The sequence below is a fragment of the Frankia sp. BMG5.60 genome, assembly GCF_059428125.1.
Genome location: NZ_CM182091.1, coordinates 6,296,389 through 6,313,612 on the forward strand (window position 1 = coordinate 6,296,389; position 17,224 = coordinate 6,313,612).

The following is a 17,224-nucleotide window of genomic DNA, read 5'->3' on the forward strand; positions in this document are numbered from 1 at the left end:
CGCGGACGGCGGGTCAGGAGGCGGCGCGGCGCAGGATGTCCAGGCCGTTGTAGGTCTCGGGGCCGAGGGGGACGAACGACTTCGAGGCGCTGTCCCAGCGGGCACCCCGCAGGGTGGTGTTGAAGATCCGCTCCGCGCCGGGGATCGGGGTGGTCGCGGTGAGGTCCAGCGGCGGGACGATGCCGCCCAGGTCCAGCTTCCTGGTCCGGTTGAGCTGGGCGAGCAGGTTCTTCGACGTCAGCGGTCCGGACACCTGGTTGCCGACCTTCTCGGCGATCTGTACGGACAGCCACGCCCCGGTGGTGGTCGTCGTGGTGCGCAGGGCGGGTGCGGCGTCGGCGTCCCCGGCGGACTGCTCCGCGTCCAGTTCGGCGACCATCCGCGCGACCTCGGGGAACTCGGCGGCCTGGCTGAGTTCCGGGAAGGCGGTGGCGACGACGAGCTTGTCCGCCGCCGGGCCGAGCGTGGCCAGGTACGTCGGCGACAGGGTGCCCGCCGCGTGGCAGGTACGGATCTGCTGGCCCGCCTTGGAGATCACCGCGTAGGCGGCCTGGTCGAACACGACCAGCACGGCGCCGTCGGCGCCGGAGCGGGACAACTGGGAGATCGCCGGGGTGAAGTCGCTCGTCGTGATCGGGATGCGGATCTTCGGGTTGATCGGATGGTTGACGGCCTTCGCGCCGCCCTCGGCCATGACGATCAGCCGGTCGCTGGCGCTGAGGTCGTAGCCGACCAGGCCGAGGTGGCTCGCGCCCGCCTTCACCAGCAGCGCCGGGCAGACCGCCGGGTAGAGCGTCAGCGGGCTGATGACGTAGCTGACGGGGGAGCTGAGCTCGGAGCCGTCGGCGGAGATGCCGGCCGACCCGATCGACGGGATACCCGCGTTCTGCAGGATCGGCATGATCCCGCCGGTGCCGCTGACCTCGCTGACGACGGCGAGGACGCCCTCATCGACGGCCTGCTGGGCGCACTTCTTCGCGGTGGCGGCGTCGTTGCGCTCGTTGCAGTGGACGAGCTCGACGGGGTGCCCGCCGATGCCGCCGCGGGCGTTGACCCCGCGGACGGCGGCGCGGGCGGACGCCACCATCTCGGGATAGTTCGTCCCGGCGGTGCCCGTCGGCGCGATGATCATCAGCTTGACGGGTGATCCCTTCGCGGCGGGATCGGACGCCGCGGCGCTGCCCGACCCGGCATCCGACCCACCGCCGCACCCGGCGAGCGCCGCCGCGAGTGCGGCAGCCAGACCAGCCCGGGCCAGACCTGTCCGGGCGAGTCCACGCAGCCCGTACCGTCGTCGCACGTCGTCTCCTCGTCATCCGCCCACCCGGTCGGGCCGGGCACCCGCGCTCCGCCGCCGGGGCCAGCCACGGTAGACCCGTCCCGTCTGGGCGGAAACGTCAGGGTGAATCGTGGCGGGATCGTCGCGGTGCGGAACAGTACCGGGACGGGAGAGTGCCACCGGGAGGGGCGGTGGGCAGGGTGCGGGGTGGCGGGGCGGCGTTGCGGTGGGCGGCGTTGCGGCGGGGCGGTTCAGATCACCTGGGACCAGGCATAGGTGAATCCCATGATCTGATCGGCGAGCGTCTCGAGCTTCGCCGCGGCGGCCGCGTCGACGAGTCGGCCGTGGGCGTCGAAGAGAGGCTGCTCGGTGTTGAAGGTCACGCCCAGCGGGGTCGGCCAGCCGCGCAGGGCGTGCACGGACGAGCGCAGCGCGCTCAGCGTCGTTCCGGCCGCCTGGTTGCCCTGGGCGCAGACGATGAGACCGACCGCCCGCCCGTCGAGGTACGGCCGCGGCGCACCGCGCAGGTCCTCCAGGTAGTCCAGCGCGTTCTTGACGAGGCCGGACATCCCGCCGTGGTAACCGGGGGTGGCGATCACGACGGCGTCGGCCTGCTCCACGGCGGCGAGTAGGCGCAGGGCCGCGGCGGAGCGCTCCGGGCGTTCGGGGGCGTACATCGGCAGGTCCAGCTCGGCGGAGCCGAAGTGCACCGTCTCGGCGCCGGCCTGGGCCATCGTCGCGAGCACCGTCGTCAGGGCCCGGTGGGTGGTGGAGTTGGGTCTGGTGGTGCCGCCGATCCCGACGATCATCGGCCGGCGGCGACGGACGCGAACCGGGCCGGGCCCGGTGGGCGGCGCCTCGACGGGTCGGTGGCCGACCCGGCTGGGCAGCGAGGAGATCGGATCGCCGCCAGTCCATTGGCCGAGGCCATCGACCTGCTCCGTGGAGCCGGCGTTCGACCGGAACGCACCGTATGTGTCCCCCACAACCCCTCCTCAGACCCTGCTTCGGCTCGCCTTGGCGCGGTCGCGGACCGCCGCGCCACCCGCCGTCACGTCTGTCTATCCGACCGACCCCGACTCGGTGGCGGCGGGTCCGCTCGGACACGGGCCGGCGCGGTCGGGGGCGGGCTGCGGGCGGTGGCCGCCGTGATGCATCCGCCCGGCGCCACGCAGCGACGCGGGCAGCGCCCGGGCCCCCGGGCCGAGGGCGCCGATCCGGTCGGCGGGGTTGGAGATCCGGCAGCGGCGCAGCGACAGGCAGCCGCAGCCGATGCACGAGTCGAGCCCGTCGCGCAGGGCCTCCAGGGCCGCGATCTCCTCGTCCAGCCGGGTGCGCCAGCGCCGCGAGATGGCCGACCAGTCCGCCTTCGTCGGGGTGCGGGCATCCGGCAGCGACGCCAGCGCCTGCGCCACCTCGTCGAGGCTGAGGCCCATCGCGGTGGCCGCGCGGATGAACGCCAGCCGGCGCAGCACGTGCCGTTCGTACCGGCGCTGGCCGCCGGCGGTGCGGGTGGCGGCGATCAGTCCCTGCCGCTCGTAGAAGCGCAGCGCCGAGGGCGCGAATCCGCTGCGCTGCGACAGCTCACCTACAGTCAGCAGGTCGGTGGGGAGCATGCCCGCGATCCTACGTCCCTGGAGCTGAAGTCAGGTTCAGCTTTACCGGCGGAAGGGGCCGGTCACCTCGAACGTGATGCCGCCGCGGTTGCGCCCGGTCACCCCGCGCTGGGAGGAGAAGTACAGCCGGCTCCCGTCCGGGCTGAACGCCGGGCCGGTGATCTCGGACCGGTCGTGTTCCGGAAGCCGGAGGAAGGGCGCGACCACGCCGTCCGGGGTGATGAGCACCAGGGCGGGACGGGAGTGGTCCTCGGCCACGTACAGGTCGCCCGAGCGCGCGCCGACGACGTTGTCCACCCCGGTGAGCGGCGGCGGGTCGGGCAGGCTTGCCCGGTCGTAGAGCAGGTCGATCCGCCCGGCGTCCACCCGGTACGCCCACACCCGGTCGTCTCCCTTGGTGGTCAGGTAGCAGACGCCGTGGGCGTACCAGCAGCCCTCGCCGCCGTTGAACCGGCGGGCCTCGCGGACCTGCCGGCGGGTCGCCCGGGGGAAGCCGTCCGGATCGCGCACCTGCTCCCAGCGCACCGGCCCGGACTCGGCGTGCGAATCGGCGACCAGCACCTCCAGCCGGCCCGCGGACAGATCGCCCCAGCGGTCCGGGCGGAACCGGTAGAAGCAGCCGTCCTTGCGGTCCTCGGTCAGGTAGATCACCCGGCGGTCGGGGTCGCAGGCCGCCGCCTCGTGGGTGAAACGGCCCAGGGCGGGGCGCGCCACGGCCTTGCGCGACCCGTCCGGCCATGCCTCGTACACCCGGCCGGAGAAGAACTCCTCGCACGACAGCCACGTCCCCCACGGGGTGGCCCCGCCTGCGCAGTTGGCGGTGGTGCCGCCGAGGATGCGCCCCGCCGAGGCGATCGAGCCGTCCGCCCGGAACCGCAGCGCCGAGGCGCCGCCGTGCAGGATCACCTCGGAGTTCGACACGTAGGTCCAGCCGCCGCCGGGCCCGGGGAAGCAGGCTGCGCCGTCCGGCGCGTCGTGCCACACGTACTCGGTCGCGCCGACGAGCAGGTGCGAGCGGGCGACGATCCGGCTGGTGAAACCGGCGGGAAGTGCCACCCCGGAGTGGTCCGGTGGGCGTAGTGGCCCGTAGGGCCCCAGTCCCGGCCGGGCGGTGGCGGCCAGGGCCGCATGCCAGGTAGCCCCGGAGAACGCGGCGGTGCCCAGCGCCGCCACCGCCGAGCGCAGCAGCGTCCGTCGATCCATGCCCTGCCCGTCCCTTCCGGGCCGGTCGGCTGTCGACCGTCCCCGCCCGTCTGATCCGCCGTGTGCTGATCCGCCGTGTGCTGGTCCGTCGCGTGGTGGGTCTGCCGTGTGGTGGGTCCGCCGTGTGCTGTGCGTCCGCCGTGTGCTGCGCGTCCGCGGTCCGCCGTGTGATGCGCGTTGCATGCATCGGGCGGCCGCGACGCACCGGCGGCCCCGGTCGTCGCCCGTCCGGATCGCCGCACGTGCGGGTTGTCGCGGCCGCACCGCGGCGGTGTCACCCCTCTGACCTTAGGGTCATCGGAGCGTCGCGTCAGGTAACCGGGCGGTGAGGATCGCCTGCCGCCGCGGCCGCCGGTGGATCTTCCGGGGTGGTCCGGACGGGGCTGGTCCGGCCGCGGCCGTGGCAGGCTGTCGAATCGATGGACGACACCACGCATCGGCGGTTCAATCCACTGACGGGCCGCTGGGTTCTGGTCTCGCCGGGGCGGGTTCGGCGCCCCTGGCACGGCGGTCGGGAGACGGCGGCGACGCCTCCCGCCGTCGCGTACGACGCCGCCTGCCATCTGTGCCCCGGCAACGAGCGCGCGGGCGGCGCTCGCAACCCCGACTACCGGGGCACGTACGTGTTCACCAACGACTTCCCGGCGCTGCGACCCGCCGGGAGCGATCCCGCGCCGCCCGGCGCCGAGCCGGGCGGCCTGCTGCGCAGCGCCCCCGCGCACGGGACCTGCCGGGTCGTCTGTTTCGGCCCGCACCACGGCCGCGGGCTGGTCGACATGTCCTCCTTCGAGGTCCGCGCGGTCGTCGACACGTGGGCGGCGCAGGAGGCCGAGCTGTCCGAGCAGTGGCGCTGGGTGCAGGTCTTCGAAAACCGCGGCACCGCGATGGGCGCCTCCAACCCACATCCGCACGGGCAGATCTGGGCCTGCGACGCCCTGCCCGACGAGGCCGCCGCCGAGGACACCCACCAGCGGGAGCACTTCGCCCGGTCGGGCAGCTCCCTGCTGCTCGACTACATCCGCACCGAGACACGCGCCGCGGAGCGGATCGTCCTCGACGACTCCGACTGGCTCGTCGTCGTGCCGTTCTGGGCGGTGTGGCCCTTCGAGACGCTGCTGCTGCCCCGCCGACCCGTGCAACGGCTCGCCGAGCTCGACCGCGCCCAACGGGACAGCCTGGCCGACGTGCTGGGCCGCCTGCTCGCCGGCTACGACGCCCTGTTCGATCACCCGTTCCCGTTCTCGATGGGCTGGCACGGCGCCCCGGGTCCGCATCCGGCGGGGGCCACGGGCCGGGCGACCGGTTCGCGGCGCCCCCCCGAGGGGGTCTGGCAGCTACACGCCCACTTCTATCCGCCGCTGCTGCGCTCGCCGACGATCCGCAAGCATCTCGTGGGCTACGAGATGCTCGCGGAGCCCGCGCGCGATCTCACCCCCGAGGATGCCGCGGGCCGGCTGCGCGCGGTCATGGCGGACACCTGGGACGGGGAGGCGACCCTGCCCGGCGGCCTCGAGGCGGTCCCGGCCGCGCCGCTGCGAATCCGGCCGTCGTGACGCCGCCCCCGGGCAGCCCGGGTTCGGCGGGCAGCCCGGGTTCGGCGGGCGGCCCGGGCGAACGGGCGGTACCGGCGGCGGTACGGGCGGTGCGGGCGTTCGTGGCGGCCTACGGCCGCGAACCGACCCTGCTGGTGCGCTCACCGGCCCGGGTCAACCTCATCGGCGAGCACACCGACTACAACGACGGCCTGTGCCTGCCGGTGGCGATCGACCGCGAGCTCTGCATCGCCCTGCGCCGCACCGACCACGTCCCCGCCGCGGGTACCGCCACCGGCGCGCATCTTCGGCTGGTATCCGAACAGGACCCGACGCCCGCCGTCGTCGGGCTGCCGCCGCCCGCCGCGGACACCCCGCCGCCGGCCCGCGCGACCGGCTGGGCCCGGTACGTGCAGGGCGTGGCGGTCCAGCTCGCCGGGGCCGGCCAGCTCGCCGGGGCCGGCCTGGTGCCGTGGCAGGGCGCGCTCGCCAGCGACATCCCGCTCGGCGCCGGCCTGTCCTCCTCGGCCGCCCTGGAACTCGCCGTCGCCGTGGCCTGCACCCACCTCGCCGGTTCCGTGCCGGCGCCGACGGAGCTCGCCAGGCTCGCCCAGCGGGCGGAGAACGCCTGGGTCGGCGCCGCCACCGGCCTGCTCGACCAGCTCGCCTGCGTCGGGGGGATCGCCGGGCACGCCCTGCGCATCGACTGTCGGACGCTGACCGTCACACCGGTGCCGCTGCCGGCCGGGCTCGCCGTCGTCGTCATCGACACCGGCTCGCGGCGGGAGCTCGTCACGAGCGCCTACGCCGACCGGCGCGCCGAATGTGAGCGCGCCGCGCGGGCGCTGGGCGTGCCGGCGCTGCGCGACCTCGAGGCCCTGCCGGCGGACGCCGCCGGCCGCCTCGACCCGGTGGCGCTGCGCCGTGCCCGCTTCGTCATCGCCGAGAACGCGCGGGTCGACGCGGTCGCCGGGGCACTGGCCCGCGGGGACGCCGAGGCGGCCGGCCGGCTGCTGCTGGCCGGCCATCGGGGCATCCGGGACGACTTCGAGGTGTCGGGGCCGGAGCTTGATGCGGCCGTGGCCGCGGCGGACGACGCCCCGGGCTGCTTCGGTGCCCGGATGACCGGAGGCGGGTTCGCGGGCTGTGCGGTGGCCCTCGTGGACCGTGCTCGGCTGGACGCGTTCACGGCGGCGTTCAAACCCGCCTATTCCGCCCGCACCGGCCGGGAAGCCGTGCTACATATTTGCTCGGCGGTAGCCGGCACATCGGTCACGGCGCTGCGCTAGCGCAACGCCCAGAGAAGTCCGCTTCCCATCCGTGACGTCTGGCGGTGTGACTGAGAGAGTGTTGGGTATCCGGGTGGCTACTCGTTGGTGAGGTCTTCGGTGAGGCGTCGAGCGGCTTCGGTCTCGATGGGACCGTGGGGCTCGACGTCCTCACCGGCGAGCCGGGCCGCCATGAGCCGGATCATCGCAACCTGGATCATGGCTTCGGCGTGCGCAGTCTTACGTTCGTAGTCGCGTGCCAAGCGTCTGCACCTGCCTAACCAGCCGAACGTTCGTTCCACCACCCACCGGCGGGGCAGCACCTGAAACCCTCGCACGTCGGCGTTACGCGGAACAGCGACGATCTCGATGTTCTCCTGCTCGGCCGCCCAGGCCACCAGAGAGGCATCGACGACGTTCACGTAGCCGCCGTCCACCCACACCAACCCGACCTGCGGGAACAGCTGGTGCAGACCGGTCAGTACCCGGCGGGCACCGGCCCGGTCCTGCACCGACGCGGAGTGCACGACCATCGTCAGCAGCAGCCCGCAGGTGTCGACCAGCAGGTGGCGTTTACGGCCGCGTACCCGCTTGCCCGCGTCGTAGCCGATCGCCTCACCGCCCTCGGCGGACTTCACCGACTGCGAGTCCAGCACCGCAGCCGACGGCTGCGGATCCCGCCCGTCGGCCAGACGGACCCGGTCGCGCAGGGTGTCGTGGACCCGCGCCCACGTCCCGTCCGCGGTCCAGTCCCGAAACCACCGGTAGGCCACGTCCCACGGCGCCAGGTCATGCGGCATCCGCCGCCACGAACAACCCGTTCCCAGCACGTACAGGATCGAGTCGATCACCAGGCGTCGGTCGTACTTCACCGGGGCACCGCCGCGGCGCGGGTCCCGCACAGGCAACAACGGTCCGATCACCGCCCACTGCCCGTCCGTCAACGACGTGTCGTAGGCAGCCTTACACGAACAGACACACACCGGTCCGATCGTGACCGGAAGATCCTCGCGGACACCCCACGACACGCCACCCCACCAGCACCATCACACTTCGAACATCCTCAGTTACCCAACACTCTCTGAGGCGGGTCGCGGAACGGGCGACGGCTGGTGCGTCGGCGGCGCAGGCATGGGAGAGAACACCCACCCGGGTCCTTCTGGAGGGTTCAGCGTCCGATTCGTCCCCCCAGAACGACACAGATGACGCCGCGGCCATGCACAGGTCCGGTGCGGGCGGGTGCCCGCGCCCGGGCGGTCGCGGCACGGTCGGGCGCACCCGGGCGGGTGCGCAAGCCGTCCGAGTTCGGCCGAATCGCCCGTGGCTGTGCTGTGCTAGCCCGGTATAGGAGTTCTTGACCGGAAGCGGGTTAGCATGACCGCTCTGACCGGGCGGAGACGAGGAGTTGAGAGGACGGTGTCCGTGCTGCGTTGGGCGCGGGTCGGGCTGTCCCGGCGGGGACGGCTGCGGCGCGGGGTCGGGATCGTCGGCGTCGTCGCCGTCGGCCTGGCCACCCTCATCCTCGCGGCGTTGTCGCCGTCGTCATCCGCGTCGGCCACCGCCGCGTCGGTCACCTCGGCCCCGGCGGCCGCCGCAGGGTCCTCGGCCGGCGCTGCCCACCTCACCGGCCCGTCCTCGATAGCCGCCGCACCTGCCGCGCCCACGGCTCCCACCGCGTCCAGCCCCGCGGCCTCGCCCCGGCTCCCGGCCGTCGCCTCCGTCTCGCCCGCAGGGAGCGTCTCGCCCTCCGGCGGCCTCTCGCCCGCCGGCGCCGGCTCGCCTGGCGGCACCGGCGTGCCCGCTGCCGCGGGTTCGCCCGCGGTCGCCGGTCTGGCCGCAGCCTTGGGTGCGGCGACCTCGGCCGGGCCATCCGCTTCCGCGGCTCCGTCCCTGGCCGCGCTGTCCCCGGCCGCGCTGTCCCCGGGCGCGCCGTCCCCGGCCGCATCCGGCCCGGCAGCACCGTCCGCGGACACGGTGCATCGCCTGGCCTCCGGGCGGACCTACGAACTGCACACCGACGTCCGGCTCTCGCCCACGTTCCGCGGCACTGCCCGCCCGCTGGTGATCCTTCTGCACGGCCTGCTCAACAGCCCCGAGAACGTGCGGGAGATGTCGGGAGCGGATCCGTTCGCCGACGCCCAGGGCTTCGCCGTCGCCTACGGGGTCGGCGTCCGCGAGGCATGGAACGCCGGCGACTGCTGCGGCCAGGCCACCACCGACGATGTCGGCTACCTGCGCCAGGTCGTCGACGACGCCGCCCGCCACACCCCGGTGGACCGCAGCCGGGTGTACGTGTGGGGCTTCTCCAACGGCGCGATGCTCGCCGCCCGGGTCGCCTGCGAGGCCCCCGACCTCGTCGCCGCGGTCGGCATGGTCGGCGGGCAGGCGCTGGTGTCCTGCCCGACCGTCCCCGTCCGGATGCTGCACATCCACGGCACCGCGGACAGGACCGTGCCATGGCGCGGCGGCTGGTCGGACTACCTGAAGATGAACCTCCCCGACGGCGAGGCGGAGGCCGCCCGCTTCGCGCCCGACTCCGAGTTGCAACACATCCTGTGGGACGGCGGCCATGCCTGGCCGTGGTGGGCCGTCGGCGCCCTGTGGGACTTCTCCGCCCCCGCCTCCCTCGACACTCCGGTCATCCCGGATGCCCCCGCTGCCCTGAACGCTCCCGCTGCCCTGAACGCTCCCACCGCCCTGGGCGCCAGCGTCGCCGCGGATGCTCCTTCCGCTCCTGCCGCCCAGGGGGACAGGCCGTAACCCGGTCGGCCCGGCGTCCCCGCGCCGATCACCTCCGCCAGCCCCAGGGGCGTTCGATGGACGGCCGTGGTCCGCGGGTCACCGCGTGGCCGGTGATGATCTCGACGAGGACGCCTGGCCGGCCGGCCAGGCGCGCGGGACGGGAGGCCGTCAGCCGAGGAGGGTGTCGATGGCGCGGTAGACCCGTTCCTCGGAGACGGGGTACGGGGTGCGCAGGTTCTGGGCGAACAGGCTCACCCGCAGCTCCTCGAGCATCCAGCGGATGCGGCGGATCTCCTCGCCCGGCTCCCGGCCGGCGGGCACCGTCGCGAGCAGCTCCCGGTAGGCCTCCCACGCCCGCCCCACGGTCGCGGTGTTGATCCGGTCCCGACCGGGGTCGCGGGGCAGCCGTTCCAGCCGGCGCTCCAGGGCGGTGAGGTAGCGGGCGAGGTCGGCGAGCCGGTCCGCGCCGGTGTCGGTGACGAAACCGCGGTAGATCAACGCGTCGAGCTGCCCGCGGGCGTCGGTGACCGAGGCGGCCAGCGCCGGAGCGCGCAGGTCCCGCAGCGCCAGGTCGACGGTGTGCGCGAGCGCGAGGACCTGCTGGACCTCGCGGACGACCGCGAACGACGCCTCGGGCAGGCCGGCGCGCACCGCGGCGAGCAGCGCGGTGAAGCCCGCCTCGTCCCAGGCCGGACCGCCGGCAGCGGTGATGAGACGGTCGGCGGCGGCCCGCACGCAGTCGTCGAGCAGGTCGGCGGCGTCCCGGTGCGGGTTGTGGCTCAGGGCGAGCTTCGCCGCGTTGGACAGCCGCCCGTTGAGGCCGCGGATCGGCGAGGCGACGCCGAGCAGCACGAGCCGGCGGGTGCCGGCCCACATCGCCTGGCGCTGCTCGGTCTCGGTGTCGGTGGCCCGGACCGCGACGGACTTCCCCTCATCGACCAGCGCCGGGAACGCCTTGACGACGTGGCCGCCGCGGCGCAGCTCCACGACCTTCGGCAGGGTGCCGACGCCTTCCCAGGACCGCAGCCCGGTCCGTTCGACGCCGTCCGCCGCGGCGGCGACGGCCTCCCGGGTCCGCGGCCGCAGCCGCTGCTTGATCGCGTCGAGGTCCTTGCCCTCGGCGAGCACCGCCCCGCGAGCATCCTCGACCCGGAAGGTGATCCGCAGATGGTCCGGGACGGCGGCCAGCGACCAGGAGTCCCGCGGGATCTCCGGGCCGCCCATCCGGCGCAGCTCGTGCTCGACCGCGACCAGCAGCGGGGCCTGACCCGGGGTGAGGTGTGTGAGCACCGCGCGGGCGTAGTTCGGCGCCGGCACGAAACTGCGGCGGACCACCTTCGGCAGCCCGCGGATCAGCGCGGTCACCAGCTCCTCGCGCAGCCCCGGGACCTGCCACTCGAAGCCCTCGGCGCTCACCTGGTTGAGCACGGGCAACGGGATGTGCACGGTGACCCCGTCGGCCGCCGCCCCCGGTTCGAACTGGTAGCTCAGCGGCAGGGCCAGCTCGCCCAGCCGCCAGACGTCCGGGTAGTCGGTCTCGCGCACGTCCGCCGCGCCCGCGGAGACGAGCAGCGAACGGGGAAAGTCGAGCAGGTCGGGGGAGCCGCGCCTGGCCTTGCGCCACCAGGCGTCGAAGTGCCGGACGGAGACGACGTCGGCCGGGATCCGCTCGGCGTAGAAGCCGAACAGCACCTCGTCGTCGACGACGATGTCGCGCCGGCGCGCCCGGTGCTCCAGCTCCTCGGCGTCGGCGAGCAACCGCGCGTTGTGCTGGAAGAACTCGTGCCGGGTCTGCCAGTCGCCCTCGACCAGGGCGTGGCGGATGAATAGCTCCCGGCACAGCGCCGGGTCGATCCGGCTGTACTGCACCGGGCGGCCGGCGACGATCGGCACGCCGTACAGCGTCACCCGCTCGTCGGCGAGCACCGCCCCCTGGCGGCGGGACCAGCGCGGCTCGCTGTAGCTGCGGTGCACGAGATGCCCGGCCAGCGGCTCGATCCAGTCCGGGTCGATCCGCGCCGCTGTGCGGCCCCACAGCCTCGACGTCTCGACGAGCTCGGCGGCCATCACCCAGGCCGGCGGCCCGGACGGACGCTGCCGCGGCGCGTCCGGGCCGGTCCCGTCGGCGGCGGCGTCCGCCGAGGCGGCGCGGTCGGCCCGGGCCCGGCCGCGGGCCATGGCCGAGCCCGGCCACAGCATGAACCGGCTGCCGCGGGCCCCGGCGTACTCGCGGCGCTCCGGGTCGTACCGGCCGATGTGCGACAGCAGGCCCGTCAGCAGCGCCCGGTGCACCGCCCGCGGATCGGCCGTGCCGCCTGCGCCGTCCCTGCCGGCCGCGTTCTCCCTGCCGGCTGCGCTGTCCCGGCCGCCACGGTCGTCGCGGGGGGCGCGGTCGCCGGCGCGGGCGTCGGCGTTCAGGCCCAGACCGCGGGCCACGGCGGCGAGCTGGCCGTGGACGTCCTGCCACTCGCGGATGCGCAGGTAGTTGAGGAACTCGGTCCGGCACATCCGCCGAAACTGGTTGGCGGACAGCTCGCCGCGGGCGTCGCGCAGGTAGTTCCACAGGTTCAGGTAGGCGAGGAAGTCCGAGGTCGGGTCCGCGAACCGGGCGTGCCGCTCGTCGGCGGCCTGCTGGTGTTCGACCGGACGGTCCCGCGGATCCTGGATGGCCAGCGCCGCCGCGATGACCAGCACCTCGCGCAGGCAGCCCTGCTCGTCGCCGGCGAGCACCATGCGGGCCAGCCGGGGATCCACGGGGATCTGCGCGAGGCGCCGACCGATCGGCGTGATCCGCCGGCCCGTGCCGGTGCCGCCGGTGCCGCCCGTGCCGGTGCCGCCGGTGCCGGTGCCGCCCGTGCCGGTCGCCCCTGCGGCGGGCTCGCCTGGGCCGGCGCCGCCCGCGTCGAACGCCCCCAGCTCGGTGAGTAGCAGCTCCCCGTCGCTGATCTGGCGCGGGTCGGGCGGGTCGAGGAAGCCGAAGGTGGCCATGTCGCCCAGCCCGAGATCGGCCATCCGCAGGATCACCGAGGCCAGATTCGTCCGCAGGATCTCCGGGTCGGTGAACTCGGGTCGGCCGGCGAAGTCCTCCTCGCTGTACAGCCGGATGCAGATTCCGTCCGCGGTCCGCCCGCATCGGCCCTTGCGCTGGTTCGCGGATGCCTGCGAGACCGGCTCGATCGGCAGGCGCTGCACCTTCGTCCGATGGCTGTAACGGGAGATGCGCGCGGTGCCGGGATCGATGACATAACGGATGCCAGGCACCGTCAGCGAGGTCTCCGCGACGTTGGTCGCCAGCACCACCCGCCGTCCGGTGTGCGGCTGGAAGACCCGGTGCTGCTCGCCGGCGGACAGCCGGGCGTACAGCGGCACGATCTCCGTGTTCGGCCGCTGCTCGCGGGCGAGCGCCTCGGCGGTGTCCCGGATCTCCCGTTCCCCGCTGAGGAACACCAGGATGTCGCCGGGGCCCTCGGCGCACAGCTCGTCGACGGCGTCGCTGATCGCCTGGGTCTGGTCGCGTTCGGGCTCGGCCGGCTGCCCGCGGCGCCCGCCCGGGCCGCTGCCACCGCGGCCCCGGCCGGCCCCGCGGACGCCGGCCGACTCCTCGGCGGGCCGCGCATCCGGTTCGGCCGCGGTCGGGCCGGTCGGGCCGGTCGGGTCGGCGTCGCGGGCGCCCGGCACCAGCGGGCGGTAGCGCACCTCGACCGGGTAGGTGCGTCCGGAGACCTCGATGACGGGCGCGTCCCCGAAGTGCGCGGAGAACCGGGCCGTCTCGATCGTTGCGGAGGTGATGATCACCTTGAGATCCGGCCGGCGGGGGAGCAGCGAACGCAGGTAGCCGAGAATGAAGTCGATGTTGAGGCTGCGTTCGTGGGCCTCGTCGATGATCAGCGTGTCGTAGCGGCGCAGCGATCGGTCCGAGGAGATCTCGGCCAGCAGGATGCCGTCGGTCATGAGCTTGACGAGGGTGTCGTCGTGCACCTGGTCGGTGAACCGGGTCTGGTAGCCGACGACCCCGCCGGCCTGCGGCGAGGGGGTGCCGAGCTCCTCGGCGATGCGGTCGGCGACGGTGCGCGCGGCGATCCGCCGCGGCTGGGTGTGGCCGATCATCCCGCGGACCCCGCGGCCGAGCTCCAGGCAGATCTTCGGTAGCTGGGTGGTCTTGCCGGAGCCGGTCTCCCCGGCGATGATCACGACCTGATGGTCGCGGATCGCGGCGAGGATCTCGTCCTTGCGCTGCGTCACCGGGAGGATGTCGGGGTAGCTGAGCACCGGCACGTTCGCCCGCCGCCGGGCGACGCGCGCGGCCGCCCGATCGGCATCGGCGGCGATGGCCCGCAGGGCGCGCTGGCGGGCGGCGGGCTCGCGGGTGCGCCGGGTGTCGGCGAGACGCCGGCCGAGCCGGTGGGCGTCGCCGGGTCCCAGGTCCGCCAGCCGGGCGGACAGCTCACCGACCCGCGGCGTCCCCTCCCGGTCGGCTCGCTGCGGGTCGGTTCGCTGCGGGTCGACCCGCTCCCGGTCTGCTGGGGGGCCGGCGGTCCGGTCCCGACCGGTCGGGTGGCGGTGGGCCGGTTCCCGGTCCACGCGGGCGGGGTCCGCGGACGGCGGAGGATTCACTGGCGGTCCTTCCACACGCGGTCAAGCCTAGGGCACCGCGGGCACGGGGCCGCCGGCTCGGGCGGCCATCGGCGACCGACTCCCCGATCTCGCGTCGCCGACCTGCCCGGACGCCCAATTCACGATGCCGGCGGCCGGAGGCGTCGCTTGCCAGCGGAAGGGGGTGTGCGGCCTGTAGCCTGCGACGAGCTCGCCCGGGCGGAACGGGCTTCGGGTCGGAAGTGATGTCAAGCCATGACGGAACCGCCAAACCATGACGGAGCCACAGTGGTGATGCGCGGCACTGGTTCCACCGTGGGGACGGCGGAGGAACTCGAACCCGAGGCTACCGGCAGCCGCGGCAGGGGGGCGCCGCCGCCGGGCGCGCCGGCGGCGGGGGACGGGATCACCGACACCGCCTTCGGCGCCGCCGCGCTGGAGCTGGGTCGCGCGTCGGTCGAGGCGGGGCGTGCCTACCGGGCACTGGAACAGATCATGGCCGCGGTGCTCGTCGCGCTGCGTGCCGTCGCGGTCCTGCTGACCCTGGCCTACCTGCTGGTCTGGCACTGGTATGCCGGCCAACCGGCGGCGATGGCGGTCGTGCTGCTCAGCGTCGGCTGGGGCGTGTTCTTCTGCGTGGCGGGCCTGCGTCGCGGGGTGGGGCGCCCGCTCGCCGCCGCGAGCGTCGCGGTCGCGCTGGCGCTGGGGCTGACGGCCGGGCACTGGCTGCCGCCCCAGTCCGTCGGGGACAGCGGTAACTTCGTGTTCCTGACCGCGATCAACGCGGCGGTCGTCGCCGTCTGGGCCTTCCCGCCGGCGCTGGCCGCGCCGAGCGTCCTGCTGCTCGGTGCGGGCACCCTGGCCGGGGGATGGGGGCACAACCCGCAGGTCATCGTCGAGTCGACGATTCTGGTGCTGGCGCCGGGACTGCTGGGTCTCGCGATCGGCCGGCTGCGCCAGATCGCCCGTACCGCCGACCGACGCTGGGCGAACGTCGTCGCCCGCCACCGCGGCGAGGCCGTGGTCCACGCGGTCGCCCGGGACCGCCGTGAGCGCGAGCGGATCATCCATGACACGGTCCTCAACACGCTGACCGGGATCGCCTGGGGCGGCGGGCGGGACGTGGCACTGGCCCGTCGGCGCTGCGGGCAGAGTCTCGCCGCCGTCCAGGGCCTGCTCGATCCGGACGAGGCCAACGAGCCGGCCATCGACGAGCGCCTGGCCGAGGTCGTCCGCAACGCCAACGGTCCGCGGCTGCGGGTCGCCTTCGACAGCCACCTGCGCGCCGCCGCCCGCGGGGCGGTCCGAACCGAGCCGCCCGCCGTCGTCGGTGCCGCGTTCGCGGGCGCGGTCGGCGAGGCGTTGGCGAACGTGGAGCGCCACGCGGGCACCCGGCGGGCACGGGTCCGCCTCGACGGGGGCGCGGGGGTCGTCACCGTGCAGGTGTCCGACGCCGGCCGCGGTTTCGACCCGACCCGGGTCGACCCGGCCAGGCTCGGCCTGCGCCGTTCGATCGTCGGCCGGCTCGACGACGTCGCCGGGACGGTCGACATCGTCTCGGCGCCTGGTCGCGGCACGACCGTGCGGCTCCAGTGGCGCACGCCGACGACCACGCCGATCCTCGCCGGTGGTGCCGGTGGTGCCGGTGGTGCCGGTGGTGCTGGTGGTGGCGGGGCGAGGGGTGGCCTGTTCGCCGGTCACCGGGGCAAAGTTCCCGACGCCGAGGGCCCCGCGCGCGCCGCGGGTCCGGCCTCGGGTCGTGACGGCGGGGTCGCCGCCGACCGGCGGGGGGTCACCGCGATCGCCACCGACCTCGGCGACGCCTATGCCGCCGGGCAGCGGCGTGCTGTCGGCCAGGTCGCCGGCCTCTGGCTGGTCGTCATGCTGGCGCCGCTGGTCGCGACGCTCGGTTGGGTGCGGGAGCGCCCGGTCGCGGCGCTGCTGTGGGTGGTCCTCGCGCTGGTGATCGCCGAGACCTTGCGGCGGGTTCGGGACCGGCCGCTGGGGCGCGCCGAATCACTCGCGCTGCTGGCGGTGATCCTTGCCGTCACCGTCGTCGGCGCGGCGAACACCCGTGGACCGGACATCGTGCGGATCGCCGACTGGCCGCTGCTCGCCCTGCCACTGCTGCTCGCGTTCATCACCGCCTCCCGGCCTCGCCGGGAGTGGATCGCCGCCCTCGTGGTGACGATCCTGCTGGTGGTCGGCTTGGTTCTCGTGCGGGATCCGGACAATCCGCTGGTGCTCGCCCGGTTGAGCTCGAACATCTACGGGATGTGCAGCGTACAGATCGTTACCGCCATGCTCGGCCCGCTGCTGCGCGCCACCGCCGACACCACCGCGCGCACCCTGGCGGCCGAGGCCGAGGTCGCCGCGCGCATCGACGCGTCGCTGATGATCCGCCGCGAGCGCGTCCAGTGGCTGGGTTCGGTCGAGGCGGACGCGCTGCCGCTGCTGGCGGGGATCGCCGCCGGCCGGCTCGACCCGCGGGCGGCGGCCGTGCGCAGTCGCTGCGCGGTGCGGGCCGCGGCGATCCGCCGGATGCTGACCGGCGGCGGGCCGTCGTCCGCGCTCGCGGATCTGGACCCGGTGCTCGCCGACGCCGAGAACGCGGGGATCAGCGTCGAGATCCAGCTCTCCGGCGATCTACGCTCGGCCCCGGCGCCGGTGCGCGCGGCGCTGGCCGACCGGGTCGGTGCGCTGCTCGCCGCGGCCTCGGGCGGGCGGGCGATCGTCACGGTGCTGTGGGCGCCCGCCGGGGGCAGCGTCTTCGTCGCGCTGCCCTGGCCGGACCGGGTGCCACCGCCCTGGCCGGACGATGCCGGTGCCGCCGGGCCGGAGGGGGGTGCCCCGATGCTGGGGATCGGCGTCGACCTGGACGATCAGTGGCTGAGCCTGGAGCTCGCCTGGCCGCCGTCCGCGTGCGCCGACGCCGGCACCGTCGGGTCCCAGGGCCGCTGAACGGCCGCGCCGACGGCCGGCACCGGGCAG

General features: G+C 74.7%; 10 protein-coding genes. 4 read left to right on the forward strand and 6 right to left on the reverse strand.

The window, feature by feature from the left end; all coding sequences use genetic code 11:
• Positions 1–13 precede the first annotated feature (13 nt).
• The 4 genes from AC5R91_RS25745 to AC5R91_RS25760 form a co-directional block, all read right to left on the reverse strand.
• Positions 14–1,300 carry an ABC transporter substrate-binding protein gene (locus tag AC5R91_RS25745; RefSeq protein ID WP_495393869.1) on the reverse strand — a complete coding sequence of 429 codons (1,287 nt, stop codon included), beginning with the start codon at positions 1,298–1,300 and terminating at the stop codon, positions 14–16.
• Between the two features lie 230 nt (positions 1,301–1,530).
• Positions 1,531–2,265, reverse strand: a complete 735-nt coding sequence (locus AC5R91_RS25750) for an NADPH-dependent FMN reductase (protein ID WP_495393870.1) — start codon at positions 2,263–2,265, stop codon at positions 1,531–1,533.
• Between the two features lie 75 nt (positions 2,266–2,340).
• Complete coding sequence (gene soxR, locus AC5R91_RS25755) at positions 2,341–2,895, reverse strand: redox-sensitive transcriptional activator SoxR (protein WP_495393871.1); 555 nt, start codon at positions 2,893–2,895, stop codon at positions 2,341–2,343.
• 42 nt (positions 2,896–2,937) lie between these two features.
• Complete coding sequence (locus tag AC5R91_RS25760) at positions 2,938–4,098, reverse strand: alkaline phosphatase PhoX (RefSeq protein ID WP_495393872.1); 1,161 nt, start codon at positions 4,096–4,098, stop codon at positions 2,938–2,940.
• A 419-nt stretch (positions 4,099–4,517) separates the two neighbouring features.
• Here AC5R91_RS25760 and AC5R91_RS25765 point away from each other — a divergent pair, with 419 nt between their 5' ends.
• Together AC5R91_RS25765 and galK are read left to right on the forward strand one after the other, a co-directional pair.
• Positions 4,518–5,651: a UDP-glucose--hexose-1-phosphate uridylyltransferase gene (locus AC5R91_RS25765; RefSeq protein WP_495393873.1), complete on the forward strand. Its 1,134-nt coding sequence runs from the start codon at positions 4,518–4,520 to the stop codon at positions 5,649–5,651.
• Complete coding sequence (gene galK, locus AC5R91_RS25770) at positions 5,648–6,919, forward strand: galactokinase (protein ID WP_495393874.1); 1,272 nt, start codon at positions 5,648–5,650, stop codon at positions 6,917–6,919. Before AC5R91_RS25765 ends, galK begins: the two co-directional genes overlap by 4 nt.
• Positions 6,920–6,996: 77 nt before the next feature.
• On the opposite strand, the gene AC5R91_RS25775 is transcribed toward galK, so the two are convergent.
• Positions 6,997–7,842 (reverse strand): IS5 family transposase, encoded by an 846-nt coding sequence (locus AC5R91_RS25775; RefSeq protein ID WP_495393875.1) that lies wholly within the window; start codon positions 7,840–7,842, stop codon positions 6,997–6,999.
• Between the two features lie 472 nt (positions 7,843–8,314).
• On the opposite strand from AC5R91_RS25775, the gene AC5R91_RS25780 reads away from it, so the two are divergent.
• Entirely contained in the window at positions 8,315–9,658 is a 1,344-nt protein-coding gene (locus tag AC5R91_RS25780) for a CE1 family esterase (RefSeq protein ID WP_495393876.1), read from the forward strand.
• Positions 9,659–9,808: 150 nt separating this feature from the next.
• Here the strand turns inward: AC5R91_RS25780 and hrpA are convergent, their stop codons facing one another.
• The gene (gene hrpA / locus AC5R91_RS25785) at positions 9,809–14,254 is read right to left on the reverse strand and encodes an ATP-dependent RNA helicase HrpA (protein WP_495393877.1); all 4,446 of its coding nucleotides are present in this window, start codon (positions 14,252–14,254) and stop codon (positions 9,809–9,811) included.
• A 234-nt stretch (positions 14,255–14,488) separates the two neighbouring features.
• Here hrpA and AC5R91_RS25790 point away from each other — a divergent pair, with 234 nt between their 5' ends.
• Positions 14,489–17,194, forward strand: coding sequence for a sensor histidine kinase (locus AC5R91_RS25790; protein WP_495393878.1), 2,706 nt, complete (start codon positions 14,489–14,491; stop codon positions 17,192–17,194).
• The last annotated feature ends 30 nt before the right edge of the window (positions 17,195–17,224 follow it).